Genomic DNA, 20,285 nt, shown 5'->3' on the forward strand with positions numbered 1-20,285 from the left:
CCTTCGCTTCACCTCCTAGATCTTTGTAAGTGATGCTTCCTTTATATATAAATCCCTTGGGAGTTCTGCAAATGTTTCGCATCCATTTTCGGTTACTCTGAATGATTCACTTGCTTCGAAACCGTATTGGTCAAGCCAGATACCCGGGATCAAATGGAATGTCATATTGGGCTGAAGGATGGTTTTATCTCCTTTGCGAATGCTCGCTGTATGCTCGCCCCAATCTGGAGGATAGTTCAGACCCATGGAATATCCCAGGCGCGATTCCTTTATAATTCCGCTTTTTTCAATCGATTTTCTCCATGCTTCCTCAATTTCTTCGCAGGCAATCCCTGGCTTAATCATATCCAGACAAGCGTTCAATCCTTCGACAACTACTTCCGAAAGTACTTTAATTTTTTCGGAAGGCTGGCCGATATGGACGGTTCTGGCAAGAGGGGAATGATAGCGCTTATAGCATCCGGCCAGTTCTAGAATCACAAGCTCGCTTGATTTATAAAGCTGGTCCGTCCAGGTTAAATGCGGAGTGGAAGTTCTTTCTCCTGATGGTAGAAGAGGCATGATCGCCGGGTAGTCCCCGCCGAATTCATCCGTACCTGTTATTTGTGTATGAAAGATTTTCGCGGCAACATCACATTCCCGTACGCCTTCATTAACCAGCTCAATTCCTGCTGCCATTGTTTTTTCCACAATTTTTGCTGCTCTCTTCATATACTCGATCTCTGTTTCGGACTTTATAATGCGGACCCAGTTTACCAGCAGGGATGCATCGCGGAAACTAGCATTCGGAAGTCCCTTTTTCAGCTGCTCATAGCATTTTGCAGTGAAATAATAGTTTTCCATCTCAACACCGATAAAACGGTTTTGCTGTCCGATTTGCTTTAAAATATCTGCTACAAAATCCATTGGATGTTTGGTTTCAGATTGTACATAATCGTCAGGGTAGGGAATGATATTTTCATGATAAAGCCATGTCGTTACTTTGGCTCCATTTGCATCCTGTCCCCTGCCAATCCAAATCGGCTGTTCTTCATCAATGATGATAATGAGCATTTGATGCACATAGAAGGACCATCCGTCATAACCGGATAAATAATTCATATTAGCGGGATCCGTAATAAGCAAAACTTCAATCCCTTCTGCTGCCATTCTTTCTTTTGTTTTCAAGATTCTCTTTTTATACTCTGCTGTTCCAAATGACATGGTGGTGCTCCCTCCTACCAAACCAGTATTTAATTTTTCAGGTATTTCGTTTGTAGATTCATTATAGTGTCAGGGGAAGAAATCTATCATCTGCAAAGTTGTATGAAAATTCAAATTTTATTTTAGTCAAGTTATCAAAAGATTTAGAATTCAGATGATTTAAAAGGTCAGTAAAAAATATTGTCTTAAAACAGAATAATGGTTAAAATGAGTTGCTGATTCGGCATTGAAATGATAAGTAGAGGATGGTCGTGATTCTCCTGTCCAAGGAAAATCAATAGCTGCAGAGAGATCCTGGGAAGGGCAGAGAAATCCGAGGTTTGTGAAGTTCAAAAGAAAAAAACTGCGGGAGAATCCCTAAAGGATTTTTCCCACAGCTCTCTATTTTTCAATAAAATTAATTTTGACCTGCCATAACAGCATGTTCTCCTATTTTCCAAATTTTTATGCTCAGATCCAAAAGAAATAAATCATCCGGATCAATAAGGGATAAACCAGTCAAAGATTCAATCTTCCTTAGCCGGTACAGCAGGGACTGCCGGTGAAGATTTAGAGATCTCGCTGTCTGGCTTACATTTCCATGAAATTGATTATAGGCAATGAAAGTGCCGATCAAATCCATGTGCCGCTGCTCGTCATAATGTACAAGAGGCTCAATAGTTGACATAATGATCTCTTTCATCTCATTATTGCCGGCCATATTTAATAGCACCCTATCCACTCTTGTTTGCTCATACATCATCCGCTGCCCGGAACCCTTTTTCCGCCGCCCGATACTTAAAGCAGTGCTTGCATGACGAAAGCTTTCCCCAAATCCTAAAATTCCTTCAAAAGCATTGCCGATGCCCCAGGATATGACAACTTCAGGAAGCAAATTTCCCAGGCGCCGTTCTACAAGATCAAGGAAATTTGTAGCGTTTTCATTTTCCTTCACCCCCGGAGTTTCCAGGAAAATGACAAGCTGTTCACCCTGATAGGTCATCAGCATGTCCTTTTTAAGGGACTGGGCTGCATAGTAGATTTCTTCCTCGATATATTGAATCATGCTTTCAAGCCAATGTTCATATGAATCATAGTCCTGTTTGCGCTTTTGGAATATTATTTTCATATTTTCCGGATATCCGACAATACACACATACGGATGCTTAAGATTATATCCAAGCAATTTTGCCCTGGAATCAGCTTGTTCAAAAGAGAGGAATTCGCCTTTAGCAAGCTCCTGAACAAAATCGCTGCGAAGACGCACTTTTGTTTCTTCAATAGCATTTTTCCTTGAAAGCCAAAGAGCAATCGTAGTTGCAGCATGCTCTAACACGTTAACTCGAAAAAGAGTGAGAAAGGATTCGATTGATTCGGAACCAGGAACCAATACAAAAATATAACCTTGTGGATTGTCGGCTACCTGGAGGACCGGAATCTGAAAAACAAACCGGTTTTCTATCTTAACCATTTGGAACTTTTGAAACATGGGGTCTCCTTTTAATAGAGTGCTATCTGTCCTTGATGGAAGAATACCTTGCAGGACATATTTTTTCCACTCTTTTATAAAGGCTTGTGTGTGGATGCTTTTTTTTTGAAGGGTGCCGGATCGGTCTGTAATGGCGATCGGATACCCAATATGCTTTTCAACGAATTTTGAGATTTCCTTCAGGTCCGTGTCTTTTAGAATGAATTTAAGAAGCTCCTGCTGAACCTTTTCCGATTTTTCACGTTCTTTATATTCGATATCATTAATCTCTTTCATAACCGATTCGATAATACTGGAAAAGCGGATTTCCCATGGAATCACAATAATAATAAAATTATTCTTTTCGGCCAATTCTATTACCTCAGTGGGAATATCAAAAATGTATCTTCCCAAAGCGACCATCAGAGCGGAAGCGTCGGAGTCGATCACATCCTGAACGAACTTTTTGAAAGCTTCAGCGTCCTCTCCGCAGCCAATCCCTGTCGTCAATACCGCTTCATTTTTTCGGACAAAGTTTTCCACCGGCATTTCGATGGCTGAAATCCATTGAATATGCCGTTTTTCGGCATATTCCTTTCCGGTAACAATCTTGGCGCTATTGAGAATCTTGTATTTTAGTACATCTTTAACTGTTAATCTCATGTTGGCTCCCCTCTGAACACCTTAAGATTAAAAAGATCGAAGACTTTTATTATAGGAAACCATATTCAGATAGCAACGTCTACTATTAATTTTACGCTCTTCTAGTTAATATTTTATTAATATAACAATGTCATCACATTTCCATATTAATAGGGGAAAGGATTCTATTCTTTTTCCAAAAATGCGGCTTCGGAAATCCCTGGCTATTTCATATCGTAAGGACTTAAAATAAGCTAATGCCGCCGACTTTTTTACACTTTAACGAAGCTTTCTTGAATGCAGTAGCCCATGATGGCGTAAAGTTTGAATGCCATAATAGGCACCTTTCAGTACCTCTCTGATAGTATCAATTCCGGCATTAACATCATTCTCACCCTTCACTGCCAATGGCATAATCTTGAATTACCCGATGAATGACAGAAAGATCCACATTATGTCCGCTGATGATTACAGCAACGTCCCCCTCCTGCCGGGGAATTTTCCCGCCTAAAATCGCTGCAATTCCAGTGGCTGCTGCCCCCTCCATAATCATTCTGTGCTTATCTATCATAAAAGCCATGCTGTATGCAATCTCCTCTTCTGGAATCAGATAAGCTTTATCCATGTATTCCTGAACCATACGGAAGGTGTAACTGTTATCCAGGCCGATTCCCCCCAGCAAGCTGTCGGCAAGAGTCTCACTCTCTTCAAGCAATACAGGTTTCCCCGCTTTTAAACTCTCATGCATTACAGCAGATTTTTCCATACAAACACCTGAAACCCTTATCCCCTTGTCATTTGATTTTATGGCGAGCCCAATCCCTGAAAGAAGACCTCCGCCTGAAAGGGGTACAATCAAATCTGTTAAGTTCGGAAGTTCCTCCAAAAGCTCCAACCCGATCGTTCCCTGTCCGGCAATCACATAGGGATCATCGAACGGCGGAATCACAGTCAGCCCTTCCATCCTCTCCAGCTCATAGCACCGTTCCCCGGCGGCATCCTGGCTGTCACCGTAAATGTCTATTTTGGCTCCCAGCCTTTTTAATGAATCGACCTTAGCTTTAGGGACACGGTTTGATATGCATACAACGGCCTTAACTCCAAGCTTTTTTGCCACATACGCAACAGCCATTCCATGGTTCCCCGTTGAATATGTAGCAATCCCTCGCCCTCTCTCTTCGGAGCTTAAGCTCAAAATTTTATTCGCTGCCCCTCTGACTTTAAAGGCTCCAATTTCATGAACATTTTCCAGTTTCAAAAAAACCCTCCGGCCCATTTTTTCAGAAAGGACCGCTGATTGAATCAATGGAGTCTTATATACCAGGGAAGAAATTCGTTTCTTTGCTTCCCAAATATCGCGGATGGAAATCCCTATTCTTCCTTTCACAGATTTTAAATGCATCAATGTTTGTTCCCCCTCCATATAAGAATTTCTTTATTAATAGTAGTCCGATTTTTCAGATATTTCAATTGTCCAAAGTGCTGATAAAAGGAAAATTTTTTCATACAAATTTTATAACACTGTAGGAAAATCTTTGTAAACTTGACCATAAATGATGGAATAATTATCAATTAAGTCCTCCTTTTTTTATTCCCTTTTAAATAGGACGCTGTTAGAGCAGTAAATTCTCTTCCCCTCTCCTTTTGTCCAGTTGTATATAAAACAATAACGCCATTTTTATATTTATGAATAACATTCTTAACATTAAAAGGAACTGCTTCCCCTACTGTATACAGAACTTGAAAAACTTCTTCAAGCTAATCTGTTTGACTTCAGAAATCAATAGGAGTATATTAATTGATGCATCAATAATTGACCTATCAATTAATAAAAAGGTGGAGGATGCTTTGTTCAAATGTTCGAAGGAAGAAGAGTTAATTGCCCAGAGGCTGTTTGAACTCAATAAACAGACCATGCCGAAGTTTGAGCGCTGTACAGGCATCAGCCAGTCGCGGCTAGAGATCCTGCGAGAGCTTTTTGAAGCAGAGGAAATTACCCAGAGGGCTCTTCAGAAAAAGGTAAATATCGACCACGCAGCCGTTACCAGGCACCTTAAACAGCTTGAAGAAAAAGGAATGGTCATACGCAGGAAAAATCCAGAAGATAACCGCTTTACCTATGTCCGTCTGACCGATGAGGGCAAAGTGAAAATCGCTGCTTACTGCGAAGAAAAACAGCGGTTCATTGCAAATGTCCTAAAAGGCTTTTCAAATGAAGAGCGTATTGCACTTTTAAATATGCTTACACGCATTCAGGAGAATGTAGAGAAAATTTAATTACACCACGAAAAGGAGAGTCATCATGAATAAAACAGCAATAAACGACTTTAAAGAAATTGTAACAGGCCGCCGTTCCATCCGGAATTACAATCCTGACGTTAAAATCAGCAGAGAAGAAATGGCTGAAATTCTTGAGGAAGCCGCTTTAGCTCCTTCCTCCGTTAATTTGCAGCCGTGGCGCTTTGTGGTCATTGATTCAAAAAGAGGCAAAGAAACTCTGGCTCCACTGGCGAAATTCAATCAAAGACAAGTCCAGACTTCCGCAGCCGTAATTGCGGTTTTTGTGGATATGAAGAGCGAAGAGTACCTGGAAAGGATCTATAATACAGCTGTAGAAAAAGGCTACATGCCAGCTGAGGTAAGAGACCAGCAGGTTCCAGCGATCAAAGGTCTGGTAGAAAGCATGTCATTTGAGCAAAAGAAAGAAATGAATCTAATCGACGCTGGCCTTGTTTCCATGCAGCTGATGCTTGCTGCCCGTGCCCATGGCTATGATACCAATCCAATCGGCGGCTATGAAAAGGACCGCATTGCTGAAAGCTTTGATTTGGACAAGGAACGCTACTATCCTGTTATGCTGATTTCAATCGGAAAAGCCGCTGACCAGGGATACAAATCTGTCCGCTTGCCTGTTGATACCATAGCGGAATGGAAATAACACCATAAGGAGAAATAAAGAATGATTATTATTCATGCAGGTTTTCAAGTACACCCCGAGAAAGAATATGATTTTCTGGCTGAAATCCGCCCGTTAATTGATGCTTCCCGATCGGAAGAAGGCAATATTTCATATGATCTTTTAAAAGATACTGATAAAGCCGGATCCTACACCATGGTGGAGCTTTGGACAGACATGGACGCTGTAAAATTCCATAATCAGACGGAACACTTTACTGAATTCACTGCCAAGGCATCACAGTTTATGGCTGCCCCTCCTCAGGTGAAGCTGTTCAATGCCAATCCTATTGAGAAATAAAAACAATGCCTGCCCCCACTAATAATCGGGGCAGGCACTTTTATTTCCCTTGGTTCTCTTTCTGATCATGATAAGCAATAAGAATAACTTCTTCCCCTTTTTCCTTGCTTAATTGTTTCTCAAGATTATGCACCTGCTGAAGGTCTCCACCCGTTAAATTTGCAAAACCATACTGTTTATTGTTCATGTTCATCACCTTTTCATTTAGTCTCATTAAATCAAGTATTTGTTTTGAAACCATTTTTATTCAAGATTTGCGGGAAATAAGAAGCGGATTTTTACCTAATCAAGACCGGTTTCTTCAAACAAGGTGTTTGCCTTAAATGAATAACCCATTTATTTCCAATTAATAAGAATAAACAGTCAGTGTTCAGCCAAGGACAAGGAGGCAAAAAGAATGAGTTGGAGAGAATATGACAGATTTGGCAATCAAAAATTTATAAGGGTTTCCAATCGCCGTCAGGATGTTAGTTTTGACTTTCACAATGATTCTTATGAAGAGTTTGAATCCCCATCTGAGGTACAAGCCCAGACAGGGAGAAAAAGAGATAAACACAGAAGCCGAAGTGCTGTAAGAGGTTTGAGTCCATCAGCGTGCCAGAAACTTGCGGATATTATAGGAGGAGATGTAGCGGTAACTGAGCCAGCCCGTATAGTTCAGCGCCTTCGAGATATTGATGCAAAATACTGGACCGCACCACCCGTTCCCCTCTTGCACTTCCTTTCGCACTTTCATTTGAAAATAGCCGCGGCACAGATACTCTTAACTTGGGTGAAACTGTCATCCTTCAAAAAGAGATTAATCCGTTCCTATCAGAGTTAAGAAAACGGGGAATTATCGTTACGGCTTTGCACAACCATTGGCTTTTTGAAGAACCGCGTCTCATGTATATGCACTTGGAAAATGTCGGCGACCCATTTGAATTTGCCAGAAATAGCATCGAAGCAGCCGGGGAAGCAGATCTTTTCTAAAGAAACCATTTGGATTTACATCACAAATGGTTTTTTATTAGCGAACCCCTAGTGCCCTAGTACGACAACACTGATGATGGATAAAACCAGGCTTAATACCAACGTCATGCCCCAATGTTTCTTTTCAGTCATCTTAAAAAGGATATTTAAGACTGAACTGATTAAGATAAAAACGAAAAAAACAAATAATAGCATATATAATTCCATATTGCCTCCTCCTTTTTTTCTAATTTTTTCCTTTTCAACCGAATAAAAAGGACCAAAACTGGTCCTTCTCTTCCTATCCGATCTGTTTGACAACAGCCATTTCTTTCCCGAACCGGTCACCGTGACCCACAAACCCTAAACTTCTATAAAGGTTGTGCGCTCCCTGGTTTTCCGGATGATAGCCTACAACAATGTTCTTCACATCGGGCAGCTTAGCCATTTCAGCAATCATCAGCTCCGTCGCTTTTTTGCCAATTCCCTTGCCTTGGTAATTCTTGTCTACCATGATTCTATATATCCAGTATCCATAAAGCTCTTCTCGCACCGTGTTGAACATGAAAAAGCCGACTACTTTTTCTTCAAAATAGATTGCATATGGTTTTAAAGTGGTTTCAAATTTGCTCTGGGCAATGGAAACAGCGTTCGGCTCGAGATAAGCTATTTGTTCTTCCGAAACCTCTAATAGACAGCAGTCATACCAGTTCTCTGCATTTAATTCTGCAATTCTAACTTGTATTGTATTCACAAAAATTCCCCTTTTCGCTTTTTTGGGGGAACGCTAACAATTTGTTAATTAGGCGTTAACCCCTTATTTTTAACCGCAGCCAGTGCCATTTTTTTTAGCATAATGAACGCCTCCTTTTAACAGAATTGTCTAAAAATAACAAGGACATGTACATTATACTATAATTTTCCAAAAAATTCAGCGGCAGTCTGAAACGATTTTTAGTTATGTTTTCAGAAAAAAACCATATATAAATACTGATTCAAAAAAGGGGAGGATGCGATAATATGCAAACAAAGCAAATTCGTTTACGGAGAATTCAAAACCTGGCTTATGACATTATGGCGGAAATGAATTCAAAGGAAGAACTGAAAAAGAGTGATTCCTACAGATCGGTGATCGATCACCTTTCCAGAGCAATTGGGGAGCTTTCTGATCCTTCTGGCGATTACTCCTTGGACTATGTAGAAGAAAAAGTCGGAACGGCTCATTATAAGATATTTAAAAACATGAAAAAACTAACGCCTCTCCGTAAAACTCAATAAATGATTGAGAAATTGGCAAAGGGATGGATAAAACTGATAATGATTATCAATACTAAACAAAGAACAGGTAACCAAAAATGGTTACCTTAACGTCTTAAACTTCTGGTTCAAATGTTTTGCAATCTGTTTCTTTACTATTGGAAGCCTGTTTGCCTTTATGGCTGACAACGTAGATAGCTTCTGCACCACATTTATTTCCCTTTTCCCAATACGTGCAGTTATTTACTTCACAAAGGACATCTTTAGCCATGTATATCACCTCCTGTTTTGTTATTTTAAGCAAAACAGGAGGTGATATACCTTTACTCTGCTTTTACTGCAAATCGTCCCTATTATCCCAATCATCTCTCAAAATTGCATAATAATACTCATCCCACCATCCATCGCCGTGCGGAATGCACTTTTTGAAATATCCTTCCCGCCTCATGCCGATTTTCTCCATCACCCTGTATGAAGGCGGGTTCTCCGGCTGGCAGGTCGCGATAATCCGATGGAGACCCAGATCATCAAATCCATACTTCAGCACTGCATATGCTGCCTCTGAAGCAAAGCCTTTATTATAAAACTTCGGATTAAAGACCCAGCCGATCTCATATGTATGGCCGCCAAAATACTTATGAAAAGAAATATGGCCAATCAGGACATTTTCATCCTTTAATAGGACGGGAAAATACTTGGCGCTTTCTCCACTATGTTTGCGGACAAACTCTTTAGCAGCTTCTTCCGAAAAAACGCCTTCCGGAATATATTCCATCACTTCCGGATTGGAAGTGTATTCATAAACGGCTTTCCAGTCTTCTTCCTTAAACTTGCGCAGCATTAATCTCTCGGTTTTAAGATCCATTTTATTAGCCCCTATCAAATTTATCATCTTAGTTATGTTCGTGGATTTTCACTTATTTCCTTTTAAAAAGCTAACCGCACATAAAATTTTTTATCCGCACACAAATGAAGGCTATACGCACATAAAAAATTTTATCCGCATATAAATAGGGGCTATCCGCACAAACCTTCTGGCACTTTTCAATTTGACAATAAATACATCTATTCTGAAGACAGGTTCATAAAAAAACTGCCTCCGAACTGCAAATGCAGCCCGAGGGCAGGTTTTTTTCCATAGTTATTTCAATTTTTTCTCCAATTCTTCCGGCCTGATCATTTCACAATGTATTCTTTTTGAAAGAAAAGACTGTTCTCCGCTATTTCAGCCAAAACTTTACCTTCATCTTAAAGTCCCTCCTGCTGTACGATCCTCGTCGCCGAGCATCATTCCGGCAGGGTTGGATTCAGATTACGAGATAAATACGCGTGTGCTTTCTTGCTCCTTTAAAAAGAGGCGCCAGGCACCTTTTTTGAGTTATACCTATGTCAAACTACTAGTATACTCTTACTTTGATAATCGGATAACATTCCATGAAAGCTTTGGCAGGTTTGCAGTTAAATAACCTCCATTCGAAATCGCATCTCCGTTATTATGTGGAACCACATTAGAGTGATTATGCTGATTTGTTGCTTTTACATCTTTATTTTCAAGAACGATGTGCTCCTTTACTGTGTATCCCTCAAAGCTTCTAATGTCACAATCAATCTTTAGGGTCTCCTCTTGATGGCGGTTAACCGCAAATAATGTCAAGGTTTCCTCTTCTTCATGATAAACCGTTACTGTGTCTAAAAAAGGAACATCTGTAAAATCCCTGCAATCATATTTCGGAGAGGATACAACTGTTTGAAGTGCTGTTCCTCTTCCATATAGGGATGCATGCATGTACGGATAGAAAATAGTTTGTTTCCAAACTTCTTCCCCTTTTTTGGTCATAATTGGAGCGATTACATTAACCAATTGTGCCAAGCAGGCAATCTTTACACGATCAGCACGGCGTAAAAGTGACATTAGCATACTTCCGACAAGAAGTGCATCTTCAAAATTATAAATATCTTCCAGCTGAGGCGGAGCAGTGGTCCAAGGTTCCAGCTGCTTATCGGATTCCCTTGAATGGTACCATACATTCCATTCATCAAAAGAAAGATGAATCGTTTTTTTGCTCCGTTTCTTCGCTTTAATGTAATCCGCAATGGAAATAACGGAATAAATAAATTGATCCATGTCCAATGACTGAGCTAAATAGTTAGCAAGATCATTATCCCGATTGCCATAGTACGTATGCAATGAAATAAATTCCACGTGTTCGTAAGTATGTTCGAGTACTTCTGCCTCCCAAGCGGCAAAAGTCGGCATATGGCGGTTGGAGCTCCCGCATGCTACAAGTTCGATAGAGGGGTCCACCCATTTCATTGCTTTGGCTGTCTCTGCTGCCAGTCGGCCATATTCTGTTGCCGTCTTATGTCCAATCTGCCACGGGCCGTCCATTTCATTTCCCAGGCACCATGTCTTTATTTTATGAGGATCTTTATAACCATGGGATATCCGCAAATCACTCCAATAAGAGCCAGATGGATGATTACAAAATTCAACCAGGTTCCTCGCTGCATCAATCCCCCGTGTCCCAAGATTGACTGCCATGTTGACTTCGGCATTCACCTTATTTGCCCAATCGATAAATTCATTTGTTCCAATAACATTTGGCTCGGTTGCACGCCATGCAAGATCAAGCCTTTTTGGACGTTCTGATACGGGTCCCACTCCGTCTTCCCAATTGTAGCCTGATAAAAAATTTCCTCCAGGGTAGCGGATAATGGGGACATTTAATTCTTTCACCAGTTCAATAACATCTGTCCGGAAACCCTGCTCATCTGCAGATGGATGTTCCGGTTCATAAATACCTTCATAAACTGCACGGCCTAAATGTTCAATAAATGAACCATAAATCCGCTTATCAATTTCGCCAATTACGAATTCTTTATCGATCATTACCTTTGCTTTTTGTACCAAAACGATCATTCTCCTTTTTTCAACTGGTTATTTTTTCAGAAAGAAGATGGGGTTTTTGTTCATCTCGTTTCTTGAGAGGTGTATTCCTGTTAAATTTGTTTTTTGCTTTGCTCTTTTTTCCAATCTTATAAAAGAACGGTTTGCGATCCACATTTGGATAATGGCTAGAAGACTCCCAAGAAAAAACACTGCGGATGCGGGATATGAAAACAACCAATAATAAATTGCCGATTGGCTAACTAATATAGCTATTGAGTAGGGCAGATTGATTATACTGATTATGAAGGCCTTTTTGGCTAAAGGTATAAAGGAGCTTTTTTCGTAAATATACAACGGCAATATATGTGTAGCGGCAGCCATCGTAAAGAAAGCCATAAGGTAAAATGCAGAGATAAACACCAGGCTGGAACCGTACTCCCTTATCACAAGAAAATTTAAATACAGAATAATACTCGCAGCTGCTAATATATAGCCTATTCGATTCGTTGCCCAAAACGATTCTTTATAAAATGTAGAGAACTCCTTAAATATACGTATCTCACCTTCCGCTTTCAGCCACTTATTACAAATGGCCAACATGGCTGCCGTTGCTGGAAAAAAACCAAACAGGAATAAACCAATTGCACTAAAAGCGATCCAAAGCATGTTTAGGAAAGCCAGCCGGCTAATCCACATAAATATTGTGTTTAAACGATCCATAAATGTGTTTTCCTGCATTTTACGTCTCCTTTCACTTTGAGCCGCTGAGCCATTAAGCTGTTGTTACCCTTTCACTCCTCCAACTGTCAATCCTTCTATAAAGTAGCGCTGGAAAAAAAGGAACAAAATAATGACAGGCAAGACAGTCATTACGGACCCGGCAATTAAGACGTCATAGTTGTTTCCATATGGTGTCAATAAAGTAGCTAATCCTACAGGCAGTGTAAACATAATATTTGAACGCAAAACAACCAAAGGCCAAAGAAAATTGTTCCAGCTGGCCAAGCCTTGCAGAATTGCCATTGCCGCAAAGGACGGGAGCATTAGGGGGGCCATTATACGGAAGAAGATCCCGTATTCGGAACACCCATCAATCCTTGCCGATTCCATTAAATCCTTTGGCAACCCTGAAGCATATTGCCTAAAAAAGAAAACAGCTACCGGAGCCACAATCATAGGCAAAATGACTGCGGGATAAGTATCAACAAGCCGTAGACCAATCATTTGTTTATATAAAGGAAGCATCAGTATTTCAAAAGGGATCATTAAGATCAATAGGACAAGGATAAAAATCAGACGGTTTCCTTTAAAGTCATAAACCGCCAGTGCGTAACCGACCATTGAAGAGAAGAACAGGCAAAGCACGATAGTGGCCGCAGAAATTACAAGACTATTAATATACCAATCCCAGTAATTCCCTGCCTGGGTAAAAATGAATGCATAGTTATTTAAATTCAATTTTTCAAATGGTATGGTTAGTGTGATCCCATTTCTCATCAAATCCGAAGATGGCCGCAATGAAGAAATAAAGAGAGAAAACAATGGAAATACAGCGAGAATGGCGATAACTGCAATTGCGGCTGTTGTTCCAATCGAGATAAGCTTTTCTTTGGAAGTCATCTGTTATCTCCTTTCTTAAAAGTACCAAACATTGTTAGCTGAGCAATGCTGATGATAAATATAATCACCATGAGAACAACACCTATTGCTGCGCCAAAACCCATGTCATTCATTCGGAATCCCTGTTGATAAATGTAACCAACGATTGTTAATCCAATGTTTCCAGGTGAAGTATCCTGCCAAAATACATACGATTCCTCATAAACCCTAAAGCCGTGAATGATTGAAATCGTAATGACATATATGGTTATTGGCTTTAAAAGAGGAAGGGTAATATGCCTGAATTTCTGAAACATGCCAGCACCATCGATTTCTGCTGCTTCATACAATTCTTTAGGCACATTTGCCAAGCCTGCCATAAAGTAGAGTATGTTAACACCGAGCCATTTCCACGTACATAGTAAAACCATTAAAAACATTCCCGAGACAGCACCAAACCGCCAGTCAACAGGATCAAATCCAAAGAAACCAATAACAGTATTCGCTAAGCCAGCTTCCGATTCTCCAAACATCAGCCTGAAAACAACACCGGCCACAATCGTCGAAGTCAGAGCTGGGATAAAAATGGCTGCCCTAAATAAATTTGCAAAACGAGTAAATTTTGAATTTAACACTGTAGCTAAGATAATAGGAACAATGGTCAAAATCGATGTGGTTAATATGACATATATAGTTGTATTAGAAAGTGCTTTATAAAAAGTAGGGTTCATTATTTTTTCATAATTTTTCAATCCTACAAAAGTGGTCTGGCCAGGGAGGATGGATTGGAAGCTCATTACAATGCCACTGATTAGCGGATAAAGAAAGAGCAATAGGAAAGAAAGAATAAATGGTGCTACAAAAACATAGGGAACAACCCTTTTGGATAAAAAGAAGTCTATTACTGGTCGGCGTTTTTTCATTTGTATTCCGTGTTTTGCACGGGTCGTAATAGGAGGTTCAATCATCGCTTTCCCCTTTCTGCCTTTTTAAAGCCGGAAGGCAGAGATAATCTGCCTTCCGTGTTTCATTAATTATTTTCAACCGCTTCTTCTGCTTGCTTCAGGGCTTCTTTAGCACTTTGCGATTTCGAGCGCAGCACATTATTGAATACGTTTGTAAACAGCTGTTCTTGAACTTTAGGAATATCTTCATTCATGTTAATGGATTGAATTTCGTCCTTCACGCTTAAAAGGGTTTCGAAAATATCATCTCCAAAATACTCATAATATTTGTTGTCCTTCTTAATTTCTGGATGATCCCATACTGTCCACATTGGGGGGTCAAAGCCGAGGACCTTCCAGAGGGCAATATTCCCCTCTTTAGATAACTTTGCGTAGGCAAGAAATTCTTTTGCCAGTTCTGGATGTTCCGTTTGATTCGTTACTGCCGTACCTGTTCCCCCTGCACCGGCAGAACGGTTCCCATCTTCTGTCCATTTCGGAACAGGACGGATTACCATTTTACCTTTCAAATCAGGCATATAATCCGTAAAACGCCCCATAAACCACATGGGCATAATAATGGAAGCGGCTTTGCCGCTATTCATGTATCCATAAAACTCCTCTGAATGGTATTCTCCGCCAGGAGCCAGTTCAGCAATTTTATCCTCGTGAATTAATTTTTGAACGGTATCCAGCGTCTTTACATTCGTTTCATTTGAAAGGGTTAGTTCACCGTTTTCATTAAAGAAATCGGATCCCTGCTGTTTAATCAGCGGCCAGTATGACCACCAGTCAGCAGTCTCGAATGCTGCCATTACCGCATCTGTATTCTCTACAACTTTTTTGCCAGCTTCCTGATAGTCCTCCCACGTGATAATTGAATCAACATCTACTCCTGCTTGATCCATAATTTCTTTATTATAATAAGCTACCGTCGCCCCCACATGAGTTGGCATCCCATAGTAATTGCCATCCTTTGAATAAATATCAAACCGTGATTCAATAAATTGATCCAGAACAGGTTCTACGTACTCATTCATTGGAAGAAGCTGCGGTTCACCTTTTAAATAATTTGGAAAACGACCTAATTCAATGTCAACAATATCAGGGGCACCCTTACCGGACTGAAGCGCTAAAAGCAAGTTGTTATGCATGTTGTCATACGGATAAGCTTCAGCTTTTAACTTAATTGGGCGATCAGGGAATTCTTCATTCCACCTTTTCACAGCATCTTCAAAAAAGTTAATATGTAGTTCTTGGAATGTCCAAAATTTTAATTCCGTTGCATCCTTCGAATCGCTTCCGATAACCTCCGACCTTTCTGCTCCTTCTGAAGATTCTTCTGTCCCTCCGCTGCTCCTTGAGCATCCGGCCAGGAACATGAACAAAACTCCCAGAAAAAGTGCAATTAACCTAGCATTTTTCATCCCATTTCCCCCTCTGCTTTTATCAATCAACAAAAATTACAACACCTTCGTGTACGTACACGTTTTTCGGCAAGAAATCGAATAGGAGCTAATAGCTTATGCCTCCTATTTTTTCGTGTACGTACACGTTTTTCTGCAAAAAATGAGGTAGCGCTTACAAATTGTTGTAATCAGGTTGATTACCCTAAATACTACCACCGCATAAAAAGAAGGTCAACTAATTTTTAGAATATTTAGTTAACTAATCTTAGATTGATTCTCCCTTTATTAATTTATAATGTAATAGCGGGACTGAAAGATACTCTCCATTATTCACTTTATTTATAAGACTTTCTACTGCTTTTTCTCCAATTTCAGCAATTGGGTACCGAATTGTTGTAAGTCGGGGAGATACATATTTTAAAACATCGATATCATCATAACCCATAACCCCTGCCTGATCTGGAATCGATACATTTTCTCCTTTTAGAAAACTCATTACTTCCAAAGCATATAAATCTGTAGAACACACGATAGCGGTCTTATATTCTTTAGAAAAATGATATTCTCTCAGTTTACCTATATAATCTGAATCAATAATAATATTGGGTTCTTCATCAATGCCATTCGCTTTTAACCCTTCCATAAAGCCATAGTAGCGTTCTTCCTGAGTAAAAATATTACTTGTTTCTTTGTAAGCCAGAGGAGGACTTATATAAATAAAACGTTTATAGCCTTTTGAAACAATATAATCAACCGCTTCTTTCATTGCCTTCCTTTCTTGTACTCCAATATATTGATTTTCTTCAATCTTGTTAAAAACCATTACGAAAGGTGTATTGAGTTTCTCCAGATACGCTTTAAACTCACTGCCGCTATTTACAGTCAGGAGAATAATCCCGTCCACTTTGCGGTTTACTAAATATTCAATGCACTTTTTTTCTTTATCAGGGTCTTTGTCAGTCAGCGTGATATAAGTAAAATAGCCCATTTCTCTTGCCCTTTTTTCGATTGCGTTCATTAATTGGGCAAACGAACGGTTATACAAATCAAATAAGACGACTCCAATTGTCATCGTTTTTCCTACAACAAGGCTTCTGGCATTTAAATCCGGGAGGTAGTTCATTTCCTCTGCAGCCTTCATTACTTTCTGTCTAGTCTTCTCACTGATACCGGCCCTGTTATTTAGTGCTCTGTCCACTGTACCGGCAGAAACACCACATGCGTTTGCGATATCTTTAATCGTTATTCTCATATTCTATTTCCCTTCCCAATTCTGGCTCAGTGTCTCTATTAAGTAAGAAATATAGATTGCTTTAAGCTTATTATAATTTTTTTAATAGACAAATAGAAGCTAAAAATATGGAGTACGGAGGATAATTACCAGAAGCCTGCTGGCTGCGTTTCAATATCCTCGGTTAGCTGACACCCTTAGCCAGTCTACTTCCCTAATTTAGATAACTAAAAGGGCCTTTTTATTTGATAGAAAAGTTCCAAATTTAAAGCCACCTTTAAAATGGAGCTCGCCCCTTTTTATAATTTCTTCCTCTATTCTGCGATTTTTTAAAAAGTTTTGTTTAAGAAAAACAAGGGGTTTTTGCTGTTTTTTCGAAAGTTATTGTTATTAAAATTTAAAAAGGCTCTTTTTAAGATTAAAGCAGACGCCTAAGATTAAAAGTCGAGGTAAAAATGCTGATGCCGGCTCTTTTATCAACAACTTTTAGAAAAATATCATTAGCTTTCGAAATATAACATCAAATAAACTTATATATTACCAACTTTGGCAATATATCATCAACTTGGCCAAAATGATGGATCAGCCAATGAAAAAAGCGTCTGTCACGGGTAACAGACGCTCTTATGAATTATTTAGTTATCTTTCAGCAAATCAGCCAACTAATTTTCTTCCGATTGTTCTTCGTTCCTATCCATATTGGTTTCGGTATCTCCACCGGTACCATCCGTGCTGCCTTCACCAGGCGCTTCTTCTTCTGTGCCAGGATCCTGCAGTTCCGTATCATCTGTTGTACCCGGATCTTGCATTTCAGTATCATCGTTATTATTCTCTTCCATCTGTTTATCTTCTAATTCCACATCTTCTGTTTCCGGCGGCGGTTCCTGTTCATCAGTTCCACAGCCTGCTAACAATAATCCTGCACTCAATGGGACCGAAAGCAATCGTTTTTTATATTTCATTCGATTTCATCTCCTTTGCAGTATTATGTTTACATTATGTCCATTCCCGTTTCGCCTTTGAATAAACAAGCTGACGAAAAAACTGCACAAGGAGATCAATTTTAAACAGCTCTTTTCTCATAGATTGTTGTTTTTGCTTATGAATTCTGCCCGTTGATTTCCGTACGGGGCACTCAGCGAACCCGCGGGAGGAATGGGAGCCTTCTCGGCTTCGCCTGTGGGAGTCTCTCCCACTTCCCCCTCTTTTCGCTGAAGTCAAGTCTCCGTTACACAACTCAGTTGGATATACTAAGTGATCCATCAAAAACAACAAACTTTACGAGAACAGCCTTTAAAATTAACTAATATTTTTCTGTTGTTCCGGACTTGCCGCTGTAAGTTTCCGCTTATTTGTAAATAAAGGAACCAAAATCGTCAGCAAGCTAATTCCTATAAGCGTTAAAGCAATCGGCTTATCCCAAAAGATGGATAGGCTGCCGTTTGAGATGGTTAATGTTTGTCTTAATGCTTGTTCCATCATTCCTCCTAAAATAAAAGCGAGGATAAATGGAGCAGCTGGAAACGAAAACATTCTCATGAGGAAGCCGATAATTCCAAATGCGACTAAAAGGTATAAATCAAATGTGTTAAAGCTAATGGCGTATACGCCTATCAAACTAAAAATGATAACCAGCGAGATTAGCATTGGCCTTGGAATTCTCAACACTTTTGCAATGTAAGGAATTAAAGGCAGGTTTAGAATTAATAAAAAGATGTTTCCAACATACATACTCGCAATAATTCCCCAGAACACCTCTGGACGGTCTTGAATGAGCAGCGGGCCCGGCTGTACGCCTAAAACCAGGAACGCTCCCAATAAAACAGCCGTAGTCCCTGAACCTGGGATCCCTAAGCTCAACAGCGGAACAAACGCTCCGCCAGTAGCCGCATTATTAGCTGTTTCTGGAGCTGCCAACCCTTTAATCGAACCTTTTCCAAATTCCTCTGGGTTTTTCGCCATTTTTTTCTCTGTAATATAAGCAATAAAAGAAGCAATTGTTGCGCCTGCACCAGGCAAGACACCAATGATGAAGCCTAATAGTGATTGCCTTGTCATCGGCCCTCTCATTTCCTTCATATCCTGCTTGGAAATTCGCAAGCTTCCCAGCTCTTTATTATTACTCATCGTATCGTCTTTACGATTTAATACAAGTGTACAAACCTCAGCTAGGGCAAATAACCCCAGCGCTATGACTAAAAAGTCGATTCCTTCGAGCAAGTTGGGATTGCCAAAAGTGAAGCGGCTTGTACCTGTTTGGCTGTCAATCCCGATTGTAACGACGATAAACCCTAAAGTCGCGGATATAAATGCTTTAATCGTGGATCCCTCTGACAAGCTTGAGATCGCTGTCAGCCCCATAAACATTAAGGCAAAATACTCAGCTGGGCCAAACGAGACTGCAACAGCCGAAAGCATCGGCGTAAATAGCATGAGTAAGATAACACTTACAGTCCCGCCGGTAAAGGAAGCAACGGCCGCGATCGCCAGTGCCTTCCCGGCTTTCCCTTGCTGCGCCATTGGATAGCCGTCAAAAGCAGTCGCAACGGTTCCGGCTACTCCTGGTGCATTTAATAGAATAGAGGAACTCGATCCGCCAAATATTGCCCCATAATACACACCAGCCATCATCACTAAAGCAACAGTTGGATCCATGCTGTAGGTGATCGGAATCATAATGGCTATCGCACTAATCGGCCCTAATCCAGGCATCATCCCGATAAAGGTCCCTACAAATACACCAATAAATACAAACAGGATTCCCTGCAAACTAAATGCGACTTGAAATCCTGACATTAGCCCTTGAAATGCATCCATAACTCTTCCCCCCCCCTTTAGAATGGAATAATGCCCGCCGGCAGATTAATCCGAAGCAAATAATTAAATAAACCATAAATGGCAACCGAAAAAACGACCGAAACGATTCCATTAGCAATATGCTTTTTATAACCCAGGAATAATGAACAGCCGAAAATAAATAAAGTCGTCATGATTAAAAATCCCAGGATTTCAAGCAAAGAAATATAAATTAAGATAAAAGCCAGTACGGCCAATAATATTAAAAAATTGCTTTTACTCAATGTTCTTTTTTGCTTCTCGGCTTCTGTTTCTTCCTTTTTATCAAAAAATAAAAGGACTGCGAAAAATAATAAGAGAAAGCCAAGCCCTTTAGGGACAACATCGGCATCGATAATTGCATTCTGATATTTTGGCAGGCTATAGCTTAGTATTAAGTAAACTCCTGCTAAGCTTGCGAGGATAACAGCAATTTTTTGATTAATCCTTTTAAGCATTCATTTCACCTCTATTAATAGAATGAAAGATAGAACAGCTTAGATGTGTTCTATCTTTCTTTTAAATTATTTACTCTTTAACACCTTGTCTGTGGATTTCCGCTCAAGAAGCTCGCCTTCCTCTCCAATCAACAGAGTGCCATATTGAACATTTGCTTTTATA

General features: G+C 40.0%; 22 protein-coding genes. 5 read left to right on the top strand and 17 right to left on the bottom strand.

The window, feature by feature from the left end; all coding sequences use genetic code 11:
- Positions 1-15: 15 nt before the first annotated feature.
- From DFO73_RS12000 to eutB, 3 genes are all read right to left on the bottom strand, one after another.
- On the bottom strand, positions 16-1,203 hold the full coding sequence (locus DFO73_RS12000; RefSeq protein ID WP_110065012.1) for a M24 family metallopeptidase: 1,188 nt from the start codon (positions 1,201-1,203) through the stop codon (positions 16-18).
- Between the two features lie 397 nt (positions 1,204-1,600).
- On the bottom strand, positions 1,601-3,313 hold the full coding sequence (locus DFO73_RS12005; protein WP_110065013.1) for a PucR family transcriptional regulator: 1,713 nt from the start codon (positions 3,311-3,313) through the stop codon (positions 1,601-1,603).
- 370 nt (positions 3,314-3,683) lie between these two features.
- On the bottom strand, positions 3,684-4,694 hold the full coding sequence (gene eutB / locus DFO73_RS12010) for a hydroxyectoine utilization dehydratase EutB (protein ID WP_110065062.1): 1,011 nt from the start codon (positions 4,692-4,694) through the stop codon (positions 3,684-3,686).
- A 446-nt stretch (positions 4,695-5,140) separates the two neighbouring features.
- On the opposite strand from eutB, the gene DFO73_RS12015 reads away from it, so the two are divergent.
- Genes DFO73_RS12015 through DFO73_RS12025 form a run of 3 tightly spaced genes read left to right on the top strand, consistent with a single transcriptional unit; the run spans position 5,141 to position 6,548 of the window.
- Positions 5,141-5,569 (top strand): MarR family winged helix-turn-helix transcriptional regulator, encoded by a 429-nt coding sequence (locus DFO73_RS12015; protein WP_110065014.1) that lies wholly within the window; start codon positions 5,141-5,143, stop codon positions 5,567-5,569.
- A 25-nt stretch (positions 5,570-5,594) separates the two neighbouring features.
- Positions 5,595-6,230, top strand: a complete 636-nt coding sequence (locus DFO73_RS12020) for a nitroreductase family protein (protein ID WP_110065015.1) — start codon at positions 5,595-5,597, stop codon at positions 6,228-6,230.
- A gap of 21 nt (positions 6,231-6,251) precedes the next feature.
- Positions 6,252-6,548 (top strand): putative quinol monooxygenase, encoded by a 297-nt coding sequence (locus DFO73_RS12025; protein ID WP_110065016.1) that lies wholly within the window; start codon positions 6,252-6,254, stop codon positions 6,546-6,548.
- 40 nt (positions 6,549-6,588) lie between these two features.
- On the opposite strand, the gene DFO73_RS28640 is transcribed toward DFO73_RS12025, so the two are convergent.
- The gene (locus DFO73_RS28640) at positions 6,589-6,735 is read right to left on the bottom strand and encodes a hypothetical protein (protein WP_181395993.1); all 147 of its coding nucleotides are present in this window, start codon (positions 6,733-6,735) and stop codon (positions 6,589-6,591) included.
- A gap of 500 nt (positions 6,736-7,235) precedes the next feature.
- On the opposite strand from DFO73_RS28640, the gene DFO73_RS12030 reads away from it, so the two are divergent.
- On the top strand, positions 7,236-7,520 hold the full coding sequence (locus DFO73_RS12030; RefSeq protein WP_309043052.1) for a DUF1259 domain-containing protein: 285 nt from the start codon (positions 7,236-7,238) through the stop codon (positions 7,518-7,520).
- 48 nt (positions 7,521-7,568) lie between these two features.
- Here the strand turns inward: DFO73_RS12030 and DFO73_RS28645 are convergent, their stop codons facing one another.
- Both DFO73_RS28645 and DFO73_RS12035 read right to left on the bottom strand, forming a co-directional pair.
- Complete coding sequence (locus tag DFO73_RS28645; protein ID WP_181395994.1) at positions 7,569-7,727, bottom strand: hypothetical protein; 159 nt, start codon at positions 7,725-7,727, stop codon at positions 7,569-7,571.
- Positions 7,728-7,800: 73 nt separating this feature from the next.
- Entirely contained in the window at positions 7,801-8,253 is a 453-nt protein-coding gene (locus DFO73_RS12035; protein ID WP_110065017.1) for a GNAT family N-acetyltransferase, read from the bottom strand.
- Between the two features lie 266 nt (positions 8,254-8,519).
- Here DFO73_RS12035 and DFO73_RS12040 point away from each other — a divergent pair, with 266 nt between their 5' ends.
- Complete coding sequence (locus tag DFO73_RS12040; RefSeq protein WP_110065018.1) at positions 8,520-8,777, top strand: hypothetical protein; 258 nt, start codon at positions 8,520-8,522, stop codon at positions 8,775-8,777.
- 94 nt (positions 8,778-8,871) lie between these two features.
- Here DFO73_RS12040 and DFO73_RS12045 read toward each other — a convergent pair whose 3' ends face one another.
- The 11 genes from DFO73_RS12045 to DFO73_RS12095 form a co-directional block, all read right to left on the bottom strand.
- Entirely contained in the window at positions 8,872-9,027 is a 156-nt protein-coding gene (locus DFO73_RS12045) for a DUF1540 domain-containing protein (RefSeq protein ID WP_009335488.1), read from the bottom strand.
- A gap of 63 nt (positions 9,028-9,090) precedes the next feature.
- The gene (locus tag DFO73_RS12050; protein WP_110065019.1) at positions 9,091-9,621 is read right to left on the bottom strand and encodes a GNAT family N-acetyltransferase; all 531 of its coding nucleotides are present in this window, start codon (positions 9,619-9,621) and stop codon (positions 9,091-9,093) included.
- 543 nt (positions 9,622-10,164) lie between these two features.
- Positions 10,165-11,676 carry an arabinosylfuranosidase ArfA gene (gene arfA, locus DFO73_RS12055; protein WP_110065020.1) on the bottom strand — a complete coding sequence of 504 codons (1,512 nt, stop codon included), beginning with the start codon at positions 11,674-11,676 and terminating at the stop codon, positions 10,165-10,167.
- An 18-nt stretch (positions 11,677-11,694) separates the two neighbouring features.
- Complete coding sequence (locus tag DFO73_RS12060; protein ID WP_110065021.1) at positions 11,695-12,384, bottom strand: YesL family protein; 690 nt, start codon at positions 12,382-12,384, stop codon at positions 11,695-11,697.
- A 45-nt stretch (positions 12,385-12,429) separates the two neighbouring features.
- Entirely contained in the window at positions 12,430-13,266 is an 837-nt protein-coding gene (locus DFO73_RS12065) for a carbohydrate ABC transporter permease (RefSeq protein WP_110065022.1), read from the bottom strand.
- A complete protein-coding gene (locus tag DFO73_RS12070) occupies positions 13,263-14,213 on the bottom strand; it encodes a carbohydrate ABC transporter permease (protein ID WP_375137321.1) in 951 nt (316 codons plus the stop codon). The genes DFO73_RS12065 and DFO73_RS12070 overlap by 4 nt, the downstream gene beginning before the upstream one ends.
- Before the next feature lie 62 nt (positions 14,214-14,275).
- Entirely contained in the window at positions 14,276-15,616 is a 1,341-nt protein-coding gene (locus DFO73_RS12075; protein WP_110065023.1) for an ABC transporter substrate-binding protein, read from the bottom strand.
- Positions 15,617-15,863: 247 nt separating this feature from the next.
- On the bottom strand, positions 15,864-16,850 hold the full coding sequence (locus DFO73_RS12080; protein WP_110065024.1) for a LacI family DNA-binding transcriptional regulator: 987 nt from the start codon (positions 16,848-16,850) through the stop codon (positions 15,864-15,866).
- Positions 16,851-17,491: 641 nt separating this feature from the next.
- Positions 17,492-17,791, bottom strand: coding sequence for a hypothetical protein (locus DFO73_RS12085; RefSeq protein WP_110065025.1), 300 nt, complete (start codon positions 17,789-17,791; stop codon positions 17,492-17,494).
- Positions 17,792-18,128: 337 nt separating this feature from the next.
- Positions 18,129-19,646 carry a tripartite tricarboxylate transporter permease gene (locus DFO73_RS12090; protein ID WP_110065026.1) on the bottom strand — a complete coding sequence of 506 codons (1,518 nt, stop codon included), beginning with the start codon at positions 19,644-19,646 and terminating at the stop codon, positions 18,129-18,131.
- 17 nt (positions 19,647-19,663) lie between these two features.
- Positions 19,664-20,122, bottom strand: coding sequence for a tripartite tricarboxylate transporter TctB family protein (locus tag DFO73_RS12095; protein WP_110065027.1), 459 nt, complete (start codon positions 20,120-20,122; stop codon positions 19,664-19,666).
- Positions 20,123-20,285: the final 163 nt, after the last annotated feature.

It is taken from the genome of Cytobacillus oceanisediminis (assembly GCF_003182355.1).
Taxonomy (GTDB): Bacteria; Bacillota; Bacilli; order Bacillales; family Cytobacillaceae; genus Cytobacillus; species Cytobacillus oceanisediminis_A.